Here is a 13,544-nt window from a genome sequence, read left to right as displayed (position 1 = left end):
GCTGCCGGATCTCGCTCTCCAAGGAGTAGATATTGATTATCCGAATCTGAGAAGATAGTTTCCCTGGCAGCGAGCGTGCCCTCGGAGCACGTGCTGCTCATCGGAGAGCAACGGGCGAGACGTCGGCGAGGACAACCGATCGCGTGCCGGGCGGCCCACAGAGGAGGAACTACGGTGAAACCGCAGCGAATGATCGTTGCCGCGATGGCGATCGCGCTCTTGGTGGCCGGGTGTGGGCGTGACGGCGGTGGGCGCGGCGCCGACGAGGGTTCCGGCTCGGCCGCCTCCGGCAACTTCGGCAACCTGACCGGCGTCTGCCGGCCCGGGAGCGCCAAAACCGCCTCCGCTCAGGGGGTCACGGCGACCGAGATCGAAGTCGGGGTCTTCTCCGACATCGGCTTCACGAAGAATCCCGATCTGGTCGACGCCGCGAAGGTGTTCACCTCCTGGTGCAACGCGGCAGGCGGCATCAACGGCCGCAAGCTCGTGACCAACTTGCGCGACACCAAGCTCATGGAGGTGCGCCAGCGCATGCTGGAGTCCTGCCGGGAGGACTTCGCGCTCGTCGGCGGCAGCGCGGCGCTGGACGGGCTCGGCGTGAAGGACCGGCTGTCCTGCCTGCTGCCCGAGTTCCCCGCCCAGGTCACCCAAACCGCGAACACCGGCTCCGACCTGCAGTTGGGCGGCGGTTCGTCGGCCTCGGAATCGGTCAACCCGTACACCGGTTTCCAGGACTGGCTGATCAAGGAGGCCTACCCCGATTCGGCCGGCGCGATCGGGATGATCAACGGCGATTCACCGATCACCAAGGTCATGGGCGAGAAGATGACCGAATCGCTGACGGCGGCGGGCGCGAAGATCGTCTACAACGACCTGTATCCGCTCGCGGGCGTCTCGGACTGGACGCCGTACGCGCAGGCGATCAAGGCCGCCGGCGTCAAAGGCCTGATCTTCTTCGGCGAGTACCGCTACCTCGCCAAACTGCAGGACGTGCTCACCAGCATGAACTACGAGCTGGACTGGATCGACGCCAACGCCAACTCCTACAACCAGTCGTTCCTCGACGTCACGAAGAACTCGCTGGCCGCGCAGAACAACTACGCCGACCTGAGCGGCACCGCCCCGCTGGACGCGGCCGCGCAGGTGCCCGCGGTGCAGCAGCTGAAGGATCTGTTCGAGCAGTACGCGCCGAGCAGTCCCATCACCTTCCAGGTGCTGCGCGCCTTCCAGTCGTGGTTGCTGTTCGCCAAGTCGGCGACCGGTTGCGGTGACGATCTCACCCGCGCGTGTGTGTACAACGCCGCGCATCAGGAGACGGCGTGGACCGGCGGCGGCCTGCAGGCTCCGGTCGATCTGTCCCGGCCGCTGTCGGAGCAGACTCGATGCTTCAACGTCCAGCAGGCCACGCCGGACGGGTGGAAGACGGCGGATTTCAAGCCGAACAACGGCGTATTCCGCTGCGGCTTCACCCCGTACGAGTACACCCGGGATTTCGGCAAGCCGCTGACCCTCGCCGACGTCGGCAAGAGCATGAGCGACCTGAAGTGACGGAGCATTCGCGCTGATGGAGCAGTTCATCGCCTTCGGGATCGTCGGCCTCAGCACCGCGGCGATCTATGCCGTGATCGGCAGCGGCCTGGTGCTCACCTACACCACCACCGGCGTGTTCAATTTCGCGCACGGCGCGGCGGGAATGATCTCGGCGTTCGTCTACTGGCAGCTCACCATCGGCTGGGGCTGGCCCGCGACGGTGGCGATCGTCGCGGTGCTGCTGGTCTTCGCGCCGCTGTTCGGCTTGCTGTTCGGCAAGGCGCTGGCGCCGACCCAGGGGCTCGGCGACGCCGAGAGGCTGGTGATGACCATCGCCCTGCTCAGCGGCCTCATCGTGCTGGCGCGCTGGATCTGGAATCCGAACGAATCACGTTCGCTGACCAGGTTTTTCGCCGACAAGCCACCCATCGACCTCGGCGCGGTCATCCTCACCTGGCATCAAGCCCTCACCATGGCGGTGGCGGTGGCGGTCGCCGCCGGGCTGCGCATCCTGCTGTATCGCACCAGGATCGGCGCCGAGATGCGGGCCACCGTGGACGATCGCGCACTGGTCGGTCTGACCGGCGCCGATCCACGGCGGGCGAACCGGATCGCCTGGATGCTCGGCATCGAGCTGGCCGCGATCGGCGGCATCCTCATCGCGCCGACCGTGGCGCTGGATGCCGGGCAGCTGTCGCTGCTGATCGTCAGCGCCTACACCGCGGCCATCTTCGGGCGGCTGCGCAACCTGCCCATGACGTTCGCGGGCGCGGTGGTGGTCGGTCTGCTGGAGAGCTACCTCACCGGGTATCTCCCGCAGAACGACTATCTGCCCGGCCTGCGGCTGGCGGCGCCCGCGCTGTTGTTGTTCGTGGCGCTGCTGGTCTTTCCGCACGGCCGGTTGCGTGGCCGGGACCGCAAGCTCAGCCCGGTGCCGCTGCCGTCGCTCCGCGGTTCGGTGGCGTTCGCCGTCGCGGTGATCGTGCTCGGCCTGATGCTCGCGACCATGCTCACCGAATCCGATCTGATCACCTACGGCGCGATGTTCGCATGGGGCGTGATCGCACTGTCCTACGTGCCGCTGCTCGGTTTCGCCGGTCAGATCTCGCTGTGCCAGCTCAGCCTGGCCGGCGTGGGCGCGGTGGCCTACGCGCATCTGGGACCGGACGGTCAGTGGTGGGCACTGCTCGCCGCGATGGGCATCGCCGCAGTGGTGGGGGCGGTGGTCGCGGTGCCGGCGCTGCGGCTGTCGGGGGTGTACCTGGCGCTGGCGACGGCGGCGTTCGCGGTCATCCTGGATCGCTGGATCTTCACCCTGCCCTCCTTCGAGATCCTCGGCGTGCGGATCGCGCTGTTCGACCAGGGCTCGGTATCGCTGGTCGGGCCGAATCTGTTCGGGTTGGAATTGGATACCACCGCGGAGGTGACCGTCTTCGCCGCCGTGTGCCTTGCCGTGGCGGGCTTGACGGTGGTGTTGTTGCGGCGCAGCCGTTTCGGACGTCGGTTGATCGCCTTGCGGGACAGCGAGGCCGCCTACGCCACGCTCGGCGGCAGCCTGCTCGCGGCGCGGGTGCTGGTCTTCGCGCTGGCCGCGGCCATCGCCGGGCTCGGCGGCGCGCTGTACGGCATGCAGGTGCAGGCCGTCGCGCCGGAACAGTTCAATCTGGTGGCCGGATTGCCGATCTTCTTGATCGTGACCATCGCCGGTCTCGGCGCGGTCGGTGCGGGCCTGTTCACCGGCGCGGTCTTCGCCGGACCGTTGAACGTGATCCCCGTGCTGTGGCCGGGCCTGCAGAATCTGGCGCAGGTGCTGCCCGCGCTCGGCGGTATCGCCTTCGGCGGTGGCGTGCTGAAGGACGGGGCGATCGCGACGATGCGCGCGGACTGGCTGCCGCTGCTGCGCGACCGGATCGTCGCACCGCTGCTGGTGCTGGTGATCCTGGGGCTGTGGGGCCTGCGGCTGATCGACGTCGTCGACGGCTGGGGCTTCACCCTCGGCGTGGTGGTGGCCGCCGTCGCGGCGCGCGTCGGGCACGGCGTGCGGACGCGGCCCGCACCGGATCCGGCCCGGACTCCGGTGGAGTGGTGGGGCCTGCGACGACCGTGGAGTTCCGGAGACGAGGAGGTGCTCGACCGTGCCGTCGCTACTGGAAGTTGACGATGTCACCGTCGTCTTCGGCGGCAACCGCGCGCTCGACGGCGCGGGATTGCGCGCCGAACGCGGCGCGGTGACCGGGTTGATCGGCCCCAACGGCGCGGGCAAGAGCACGTTGTTCGACGTGATCTGCGGCCTGCGCAAGCCGACGAAGGGACGCGTGGCGATCGACGGCGCCGACGTCACCCGGCTCGGCCCGGCTCGCCGGGCCCGGCACGGCCTGGCCCGCACCTTCCAGCGGCTCGAGCTGTTCGGCAGGCTGAGCGTGCGCGACAACCTGCTGGTCGCCGCGGAACTCGGCCCGCAGCGCAGGCACGCCGCCAGGATCGTCGCCGAGATCATCGACCGGCTCGGTCTGCACGAGATCGCCGACGCCTGCGCCGACGAACTGCCCACCGGCACCGGCCGTCTGGTGGAAGTGGGGCGCGCCATCGCGGCGCGGCCCAGCCTGATCCTGCTCGACGAGCCGGCCGCGGGGCAGGACCCCACCGAGACCGAGCGGTTCGGTGAACTGTTGCGCTCGCTGGCCGACGACGGCGCCGCGGTGCTGCTCGTCGAACACGACATGGGCTTGGTGATGAACGTCTGCGACGAGGTGTTCGTGCTGGATCTCGGCAAGGTGATCGCCTCGGGTCCGCCCGCGGTGATCCGCGCCGACGAGACCGTCCTCGCGGCCTATCTGGGGGACGTATGAGCGTGCGGAGTGCACTCGAGACAACAACGCAGACAACGTCGTCCGCTCCCGCCCAGCTGCTCGCCATGCGCGAGGTGCGCGCCGCCTACGCCGCCATCACCGTGCTGCACGGCGTCGATCTGGAGGTCGCGGCCGGACAGGTGGTGGCACTGCTCGGACCCAACGGCGCGGGCAAGACCACCGCGCTGAAGGTGATCGCGGGCATCCACCCGGTCGCGGCGGGGCGGCTGCTGCTCGGCGGGCGCGACGTGACCGGAGCCGCCCCGCGCGACCTGGCCCGCGCGGGCGTCTGCCTGGTCCCCGAGGGTCGTGGCGTGTTCCCGAATCTCACCGTGCGCGACAACCTGCTGATGATGACCTTCACCGGGCGGTCGCGGGAGGAGATCGAGGAGATCGCCTTCAGCCGCTTCCCGATCCTCGGCAAACGCGCGGGCCAGATCGCGGGCACCATGTCCGGCGGCGAACAGCAGATGCTGGCGCTGGCTCGCGGCCTTGCGACCGATCCGGCCGTGCTGCTGCTCGACGAACTGTCCATGGGTCTGGCCCCGCTGGTCGTCGGCAGGCTCTACGACGAGGTCGCCGAGATCGCCCGTCAGGGAGTCGCGGTGCTGGTGGTCGAGCAATTCGCCGCCGCCGTGCTGGATATCGCCGATCACGCGGCGGTCCTGGTGCGCGGCCGGGTGGTGCGGCGAGGACACCCCGACAGCGCAATCCGCAACGAATTGGCAGCCCTCTACCTAGGAAGTCCCCCATGACCGAATCCCGCGCGGAGCGTTTCGTCCGCGAACTGCAGCAACTGAAGATCCCCGATCCGGCGGTGGGCCGCTCCGGATTGTGGCTGCGCACCGGCGTCACCCTCATGGTGGCCGGGCCGCTGGTGGCGGTGCTGGCGTATTTCCTCTCGCACGGCACGACCGACGCGCTCACCCAGCGCGACGCCATCACACTGGCCCTCGGTGGTGTGGCGGCCAGCGTGGTGGGTTCGGCGCTGTTCCTGCGCTATTCGCTGACCAACTTCCTGCGCTTCTGGCTGGCGCGCCAGTCCTACGACCTGGATGAACTCGGCAATCGGGTGCTCGGCCCCGAGTTGCGCTACGACGGGGCGGCCTCGGCGCCCCGATGAGCCTCGGTGCGCCCGCCGCGCCGAGGGACGGGGATCGGCTCGCGCGTCGTCCGCCTCGACTGGGGAGACGGAGGGCCTTACGCGCGGTACCGAGCGGTCGCCCGTCGGACGCCGCCGGTGCGGGAGGGCTGGATCGACCTTCCGCACCGGCGTGCGGTGAGCGAGCCGCGATACGAGAAGTGGAGGTGCGGAAGTGTCTGGTGACGCCAACGACGAGGGCATGAATTTCGAGCTCACCGAGGATCAGGAGCTGATCCGCACATCGGTGGCCGAGTTGTGCCGCAAGTTCGACGACCAGTACTGGATGGCGAAGGACCAGGCGCACGAATTCCCCACCGAGTTCTACGACGCCATCGCGGGCGGCGGGTGGCTCGGCATCACCATCCCCGAGGAGTACGGCGGCCACGGCCTCGGCATCACCGAGGCCGCCCTGCTGGCCGAGGAGGTGTCGCGCTCCGGCGGCGGGATGAACGCGGCCAGTTCCATCCACATGTCGATCTTCGGCATGCATCCCGTGGTGGTGCACGGCTCCGAGGAATTGAAACGCCGCACCCTGCCGCGCGTCGCGAACGGCGAGCTGCACGTGTGCTTCGGCGTCACCGAACCCGGTGCGGGACTGGACACCCCGCGCATCACGACCTTCGCCCGCCGCGACGGCGACCACTACGTGGTGAACGGTCGCAAGGTGTGGATCTCCAAAGCGCAGGAGTCGCGAAAGATCCTGCTTCTCACCCGGACCAGTTCCTACCAGGACGTCGCCAAGAAGACCGACGGCATGACCTTGTTCCTCACCGATCTCGATCGCGCGCACGTCGACATCCGTCCGATCGCCAAGATGGGCCGCAACGCCGTCACCTCCAACGAGCTGTTCATCGACGACCTGCGTATCCCGGTGGAGGACCGGGTCGGGGAAGAGGGCGAGGGGTTCCGGTACCTGCTGGACGGACTGAATCCCGAGCGCATGCTCATCGCCGCCGAAGCCCTCGGCCTCGGCCGGGTGGCGCTGGACCGGGCGGTGCGATACGCGCGGGAACGCGTGGTCTTCGACCGGCCGATCGGCATGAACCAGGGCATCCAGTTCCCGCTGGCCGATTCGCTGGCCCGGCTGGACGCCGCCGAGCTGATGCTGCGCAAGGCCACCTGGCGCTACGACAACGGCAAATCCTGTGGACGCGAGGCGAACACGGCGAAATACCTGTGCGCCGACGCCGGATTCACCGCCGCCGACCGGGCGCTGCAGACGCACGGCGGCATGGGTTACGCCGAGGAATATCACGTGGCCCGCTACTTCCGGGAGGCGCGCGTGATGCGCATCGCCCCCGTGAGCCAAGAAATGATCTTGAACTACCTGGGTTCGCATGCCCTGGGATTGCCGAGGAGCTACTGATGCCGCAGCAGACATTGTTCGACTTGACCGGGCGTTCTGCGCTGGTCACCGGCGCGGCGGGCGGTATCGGGTCGGCGGTGGCGCAAGCGCTGGCCACCGCGGGGGCGGCCGTGCTGGTCACCGATCTCAACGGCGAGGCGGCCGCCGCGGTCGCGGAGAAGATCGTCGCGGACGGCGGCGTCGCTGCCGCGTGCGCCCTGGACGTCTCCGACCGGGATTCCGCCGCGGCGGCCGCCGAGCAGGCCGCCGGGCTCGCCGGCGGCGTGCTGCACATCGTCGTGAACAACGCCGGGGTCACCGCGCCCGCGATGTTCGCCGACACCACAGCGGAATCGGTGCGGCGGCTGTTCGACATCCACGCGCTCGGCACGATCAACTGCTCGCAGGCCGCGTTGCCGTTCCTGCCCACCGACGGCACGGGGCGCATCATCAACGTCACCTCCGCCGCCGGCATCGTCGGCACGCTCGGCCAGGTGAACTACTCGGCCGCCAAAGCCGCGATCATCGGCATCACCAAATCACTGGCGAAAGAGTTGGCGCGCAAAAACATCCTGGTCAACGCGTTGGCCCCGCTGGCGGCGACGCCGATGACCCACACCATCCGCACCGACGAGCGGTTCTCCGAACAGATGCTCAACCGAATCCTGTTGCGGCGCTGGGCCGAACCGGAGGAAGTCGCGGGCGCGTTCGTCTTCCTCGCCTCCGACGCCGCCTCCTTCGTCACCGGCCAGGTGCTGCCGGTGGACGGCGGCACGGTGATCTGATGGCGGACCTCGCGCAGGGCGTCGAGTCGTCCGGTGGGCCACTGGCCGGTATCACGGTGATCGCCCTGGAACAGGCGGTGTCCGCACCGATGTGCACCCGCACCCTCGCCGATTTCGGCGCACGGGTGATCAAGGTGGAGCACCCCGACGGCGGCGATTTCGCCCGGTACTACGACGACGTGGTGCACGGGCAGGCCGCCCACTTCGTCTGGGTCAACCGCGGCAAGGAATCGGTCACCCTCGACCTGAAAACGCCCGCGGGCGTAAAGTTGCTGCACCGCCTGCTGGGCCGGGCCGACGTGCTGGTGTCCAACCTCGCGCCCGGCGCCACCGCGCGCCTCGGCCTCGCGCCCGCGGATCTGGCCGCACGTCATCCGGATCTGATCGCGGTGGAGATCGACGGTTTCGGCGCGGGCGGGCCGCTGTCGCACAAACGCGCCTACGACCTGCTCGTGCAAGCCGAATCGGGCGTCTGCGCGGTGACCGGAACCGCGGACGCCCCGGCCAAACCCGGGCCGCCGGTCGCCGACGTCACCACCGGTCTGTACGCGGCGCTGTCGGTCCTGGCCGCGCTGTGCGGGCGGGCCAGGGGCGCGGCCAACGGCAACGCGATCGCGGTGAGCCTGTTCGACACCATGGCCGAGCTGATGGGCTATCACCTGACCTACGCGCGGCACGCCGGGGTGGATCAGCAGCCGCTCGGTATGAGTTCACCGGCCGTGGCGCCCTACGGCGCCTACGCCACCGCCGACGGGCGAACAGTGGTGCTTGGCACCACCAACGACCGGGAGTGGCAGCGTTTGGCGACCGAGATCCTGAACCGCCCGGATCTCGCCGCCGACGAACGATTCCGCACCAATCCCGGGCGCGTGCGCCACCGCGCCGAGATCGACGCGGCGATTGCCGCGTGGTGTCTGCGTCACGACTTGGCGCGGATCCAGAAGATCGCCGACGACGCCGGGATCGGCAACTCTTGCTTTCACCGCCCGAGCGAAGTGCTCGGCCATCCGCAGCTCACCGAGCGCGGCCGTTGGCGCGACATCGAGACCCCCGCAGGCCCGATCCCGTCCCTGCTGCCACCCGCGATCCTCGCGGGTTTCGAGCCACCGATGGGACCGGTGCCGGGTCTCGGCGCGCACACCGACGCGGTGCTTCGCGAACTCGGCTGCACCGCAGCGGATATCGAGGCGCTGCGCGACTCGGGAACGATCGGGCCGCGCCGATGACCGGGCCGGTGCTGCTGCGGGAGGATCTCGACGGCGTGCGCACGCTGACGCTGAACCGGCCGCATCGCAAGAACGCGATCGACGCCGAACTCTGGGCCGCGCTGGCCGACGCGCTGCGCACCGCCGCGGCCGACCGCACCGTTCGCGCCTTGGTGCTCACGGGCGCGGGCGGCGCGTTCTGTTCCGGCGCGGACATCTCCACTCCGGACAACGCGCACCCGGTCTACCGGATGCGCGCCCTCACCGACGTCGCGATGCTGCTGCACGAGCTTCCGCTGCCCACCGTCGCGAAGGTCGCCGGGGTCGCGGTCGGCGCGGGCTGGAATCTGGCGCTGGGCTGCGACCTGGTGGTGGCCACCCCGGAATCGACGTTCGCGCAGATCTTCGCCCGCCGCGGCCTGTCGCCGGATCTCGGCGGCTCCTGGCTGCTGCCCCGGCTGATCGGCATGCAGCGGGCCAAACGGCTGGCGCTGCTGGCCGAGACGATCGACGCGGCGCAGGCACGGGAACTCGGGCTGGTGACCTGGGTCGTAACGGGGAACGAGATCGACGGATTCGTCGCGGATCTGGGTGCGCGGCTGGCGGCCGGACCGCCGGTGGCGCTGGCTCAGACCAAGGCGCTGTTGCACGAAGGCGCGGTTTCGGCACTCCGCGAAGCGCTCGCTGCCGAGGCGAGGGCGCAGGGCTTGAACTTCGCCACCGCGGACGTCCCCGAGGCGTTCGCGGCCTTCGCCGAACGGCGTGAGCCGCGGTTCACCGGCCACTGGACGGTTCGGCGGCCACCGATCCGCGCCGCCGAGAATTCCGAGAAGGGGAGACGAGATGCGTGAGGTAGTCATAGCCGCGGCGGTCCGCACCGCCGTCGGCAAACGCAACGGGGGACTGTCCGGGGCGCATCCGGCCGATCTGTCCGCGCTGGTGCTCACCGCGCTGGCCGAGCGCTGCGGCATCGACCCGGCATTGATCGACGACGTGATCTGGGGCTGTGTCTCCCAGGTCGGCGACCAGTCCAGCAACATCGGCCGCTACGCCGTGCTGGCGGCGGGCTGGCCGGAGAGCATCCCGGGCACGACGGTCAACCGGGCCTGCGGGTCCAGCCAGCAAGCGCTGGATTTCGCCGCGCAAGCCGTGCTCTCCGGACAGCAGGACATCGTAGTCGCCGGGGGCGTGGAAGTGATGAGCCGGGTGCCGTTGAACGCGGCCAAGGCATCCGGAGCCCCCTATGGGCCGAAGGCATTGGCCCGCTACCAGGATTTCGCCTTCAACCAGGGCATCTCCGCCGAGTTGATCGCGCGGAAGTGGGGTTTCGGTCGCACGCGGCTCGACGAGTACGCCGCGCGCTCGCACGAACTCGCCGCCGCCGCCCAGGACGCGGGCGCGTTCGCCGACCAGATCGTCTCCGTCACCACCGAGTCGGGCGTGGTGCGCGCCGACGAGGGGATACGGCGGGGCACCACCGCGGCGAAGCTCGCCGGGCTGAAGCCCGCCTTCCAGGACGACGGTGTGATCCACGCTGGCAACGCTTCCCAGATCTCCGACGGTGCGGCCGCACTGCTGGTGACCACGCCGCGGAAGGCGCGGGAGCTGGGCCTGACGCCGTTGGCCCGCTACCACGCCGGCGCCGTGGCCGGTTCCGATCCGGTGCTGATGCTCACCGGCCCGATCCCCGCGACCGAGAAGGTGCTGCGCAAAGCGGGTCTGGCGCTCGCAGACATCGGCGTCTTCGAGGTGAACGAGGCGTTCGCACCCGTTCCGCTCGCCTGGCTCGCCGAGACCGGCGCCGAGGAGGCGCTGATGAATCCGCTGGGCGGAGCGATCGCGCTCGGGCATCCGCTGGGCGCGTCGGGAGCGGTGCTGATGACCCGCATGCTGCACCACATGCGGGACAGTGGAATCCGCTACGGCTTGCAGACCATGTGCGAGGGCGGCGGAACCGCCAACGCCACCGTCGTCGAACTGATGTCCTGAACGGAGGAGCGCCGTGCGACGAGAGCTGTTCACCACCGACCACGAGGCGTTCCGGGAGCTGGTCCGGGAATTCGTCGACAAGCGGATCGCGCCGAACTATGCCGAGTGGGAGAAGAACGGCAGGATGCCCCGCGAGATCTTCGCCGAGATGGGCCGACTCGGGCTGCTCGGCTTCGCGTTGCCCGAGGACCACGGCGGAGCCGGGATCCGTGACTACCGGTACAACGTGATCCTGCAAGAGGAGGCGGCGCGAGCCCTGGTCACGCTCGGCACCGTGCGCACCCAGCTCGACGTCATCCTGCCGTACTTCCTGGAGTACGCCGATGCCGCGCAACGGGATCGGTGGTTTCCCGGACTCGCGTCGGGGCAACTGCTCACCGCGATCGCCATGACCGAGCCCGGCACCGGTTCGGACCTGGCGGGCATGCGGACCAGCGCGGTGCGCGACGGCGAGGACTATGTGCTCAACGGCGCCAAGACCTTCATCACCGGCGGCCTGCTCGCGGACCTGGTGATCGTGGTGGCGCGCACCGCCACCGACCCGGACGACCGGCGCGCCGGGCTGACTCTGCTGGTGGTGGAGGACGGGATGCCCGGCTTCACCCGCGGCCGCATGTTGGAGAAGATGGGCTGCAAGGTTCAGGACACGATGGAGCTGGCGTTCCACGACGTCCGGGTGCCCGTGGCCAATCGGCTCGGCGCCGAGGGCGCGGCGTTCGGCTACCTCGGCCACAATCTGCCGCAGGAGCGGCTCACCGTCGCGGTCGGCTCGGTCGCCCAGGCGGGTGCCGCGATCAACGCGACCGTCGAATACACCAAGCAGCGCAAGGCCTTCGGCACGCCGGTCGCCTCGTTCCAGAACACCAAGTTCGAACTCGCCGCCCTGTCGGCGGAAGTCGAAGCCGCGCAGACCATGATCGATCGCGCGGTGCTCGAACTGGTGGAGGGCACGCTGTCCGGCGCGGACGCCGCCCGCGTGAAACTCTTCTGCACGGAGGTGCAGGCGCGCGTCGTTGACCGTTGCCTGCAACTGTTCGGCGGATACGGGTACATGATGGAGTACCCGATCGCGCGCTTGTACACCGATGCGCGCGTGGCCCGCATCTACGCGGGAACCAGCGAGGTCATGAAGATGATCGTCGCCAGGGACCTGGGCCTGTCCTGAAACTGCTTTGATTTTCAACGGTTTACTGGAAATTGCCTGTGCATCTTTCCTGAGACCGGTACCGTGCACAGCGCTGATATCTGCATCGTTGCTGATGACTCGACGCGTCATCGCCGCGCGCGGTGTGGGCATCGGCGGAGTTGGTTCGTGAACAGCACTGCTCTCCGAGCGGGATCGGCGTACCTGCCCGCAGGAGTGAGAACGCTCGGCGAGGATCTGTTCCATCGATTGGAGTCTCGTCTTTGACCGTGCACTACATCCCGGTGCCGCCGCGACAGCGTTCGTCCGCGGGTGCCCGATGATCCAGGGTGAGCCCACCGGAGGGGTGGGACCGCGCTACGCCATCTACGGGGAGGAATTCGCCAACGACCCGCACCGTGCCTATGCCGAGATGCGGGATCGCCACGGTGCGCTGGTCCCCATCGAACTGTCGCCGGGCGTACCGGCCACCCTGGTGATCGGCTACGCCGCCGCTCTGCGCATCCTCAACGACCCCGAACGGTTTCCGGCCGATCCACGCAACTGGCAGAACAGTATCCCGGCCGACTCACCGGTGCGGCCGATGATGGAGTGGAACCCGACGGTGCTGCGCAGCAGCGGTGAACTGCATCAACGCTTTCGGCGCGCTCACGTGTACGCCCTCGACGGGATAGACCTGTACGAGTTGCGCCAGGATGTGGAACGTATCGCCGTCCCGCTCATCAACTCGTTCTGCGAGTCGGGGAAGGCCGATCTCGTCACCCAGTACGCGTTCCCGCTGGTTTTCCAGGTGCTCAACCGAATGGTCGGCTGCACACCGGAGTTGGGTCAGCGGGTGGCGGCCGGGGTGGCGGCGCTGTTCGAAGGGATCGACGCCGAATGGGGGATGAAGCATCTCGCCGAGGCGCTGCTGGAACTCATCATCCAGAAACGAGCCCACCCGGGCGACGATGTCTCTTCAAGGCTGGTGCACCATCCGTCGAATCTCGACGACGAGGAAGCGCTCTACAACCTGAGCACCATCTACGGCGCCGGGGTGGAACCGCAACAGAACCTCATCGTCAACACCCTGCTGCTGATGATGACCGATGAACGATTCGGCGGCAGCATGCTCGGCGGCAGCCTGGCCACCCGAGACGCCTTGGACGAAGTGCTGTTCAACGATCCGCCCCTGGCGAACTTCTGCACCACCTATCCGCGTCAAGCGGTCCTCGTGGAGGACACATGGCTGCCGGCCAATCAGCCGGTGCTGATCAGCCTGGCCGCGTGCAACAACGACCCGGCCATCCGAAGCGGCGACTTCACCGGCAACCGATCCCACCTGGCCTGGAGCATCGGCCCGCACGCCTGCCCGGCCCGCTCACCCGCGTACGTGGTCGTCGAGGCCGCGATCGACCTGCTGCTCGACGCACTCCCGGAACTGGAACTGGCGATACCGGCCGAAGAACTCGTCTGGCGGCCGGGACCGTTCCACCGGGCACTGGCGGCCCTGCCGGTCGTCTTTCCACCGTCGCCACCACTGAACGCTTTGTAAGGCACGCGTTGCCGGTGAT

The 13,544-nt window shown here is 68.9% G+C and carries 12 protein-coding genes; all 12 read left to right on the top strand.

What is annotated here, in order from left to right; all coding sequences use genetic code 11:
* The first annotated feature begins 189 nt into the window (after positions 1 to 189).
* Positions 190 to 1,548, top strand: a complete 1,359-nt coding sequence (locus ACH49X_RS17965; RefSeq protein ID WP_357205892.1) for an ABC transporter substrate-binding protein — start codon at positions 190 to 192, stop codon at positions 1,546 to 1,548.
* A gap of 16 nt (positions 1,549 to 1,564) precedes the next feature.
* A complete protein-coding gene (locus tag ACH49X_RS17960; protein WP_357205703.1) occupies positions 1,565 to 3,688 on the top strand; it encodes an ABC transporter permease in 2,124 nt (707 codons plus the stop codon).
* A complete protein-coding gene (locus ACH49X_RS17955; RefSeq protein WP_195079204.1) occupies positions 3,666 to 4,379 on the top strand; it encodes an ABC transporter ATP-binding protein in 714 nt (237 codons plus the stop codon). Before ACH49X_RS17960 ends, ACH49X_RS17955 begins: the two co-directional genes overlap by 23 nt.
* Positions 4,380 to 4,444: 65 nt before the next feature.
* On the top strand, positions 4,445 to 5,134 hold the full coding sequence (locus ACH49X_RS17950; RefSeq protein WP_357205889.1) for an ABC transporter ATP-binding protein: 690 nt from the start codon (positions 4,445 to 4,447) through the stop codon (positions 5,132 to 5,134).
* Positions 5,131 to 5,502 carry a hypothetical protein gene (locus ACH49X_RS17945; RefSeq protein ID WP_195079206.1) on the top strand — a complete coding sequence of 124 codons (372 nt, stop codon included), beginning with the start codon at positions 5,131 to 5,133 and terminating at the stop codon, positions 5,500 to 5,502. Before ACH49X_RS17950 ends, ACH49X_RS17945 begins: the two co-directional genes overlap by 4 nt.
* A 220-nt stretch (positions 5,503 to 5,722) precedes the next feature.
* Positions 5,723 to 6,889 carry an acyl-CoA dehydrogenase family protein gene (locus ACH49X_RS17940; RefSeq protein WP_357205886.1) on the top strand — a complete coding sequence of 389 codons (1,167 nt, stop codon included), beginning with the start codon at positions 5,723 to 5,725 and terminating at the stop codon, positions 6,887 to 6,889.
* Positions 6,889 to 7,653: an SDR family NAD(P)-dependent oxidoreductase gene (locus tag ACH49X_RS17935; RefSeq protein ID WP_357103102.1), complete on the top strand. Its 765-nt coding sequence runs from the start codon at positions 6,889 to 6,891 to the stop codon at positions 7,651 to 7,653. The genes ACH49X_RS17940 and ACH49X_RS17935 overlap by 1 nt, the downstream gene beginning before the upstream one ends.
* Entirely contained in the window at positions 7,653 to 8,879 is a 1,227-nt protein-coding gene (locus tag ACH49X_RS17930) for a CaiB/BaiF CoA-transferase family protein (protein WP_357205699.1), read from the top strand. The genes ACH49X_RS17935 and ACH49X_RS17930 overlap by 1 nt, the downstream gene beginning before the upstream one ends.
* Positions 8,876 to 9,709, top strand: a complete 834-nt coding sequence (locus ACH49X_RS17925) for an enoyl-CoA hydratase-related protein (protein WP_357205696.1) — start codon at positions 8,876 to 8,878, stop codon at positions 9,707 to 9,709. The genes ACH49X_RS17930 and ACH49X_RS17925 overlap by 4 nt, the downstream gene beginning before the upstream one ends.
* The gene (locus ACH49X_RS17920) at positions 9,702 to 10,847 is read left to right on the top strand and encodes an acetyl-CoA C-acyltransferase (RefSeq protein WP_195079210.1); all 1,146 of its coding nucleotides are present in this window, start codon (positions 9,702 to 9,704) and stop codon (positions 10,845 to 10,847) included. The genes ACH49X_RS17925 and ACH49X_RS17920 overlap by 8 nt, the downstream gene beginning before the upstream one ends.
* A gap of 13 nt (positions 10,848 to 10,860) precedes the next feature.
* Entirely contained in the window at positions 10,861 to 12,012 is a 1,152-nt protein-coding gene (locus ACH49X_RS17915) for an acyl-CoA dehydrogenase family protein (RefSeq protein WP_357205693.1), read from the top strand.
* A gap of 298 nt (positions 12,013 to 12,310) precedes the next feature.
* A complete protein-coding gene (locus ACH49X_RS17910; protein WP_195079212.1) occupies positions 12,311 to 13,525 on the top strand; it encodes a cytochrome P450 in 1,215 nt (404 codons plus the stop codon).
* Positions 13,526 to 13,544 lie beyond the last annotated feature (19 nt).

Source organism: Nocardia sp. NPDC019323 (genome assembly GCF_044389845.1).
Taxonomy (GTDB): Bacteria; Actinomycetota; Actinomycetes; order Mycobacteriales; family Mycobacteriaceae; genus Nocardia; species Nocardia implantans.
This window is presented reverse-complemented; position numbering and strand designations above follow the sequence as displayed.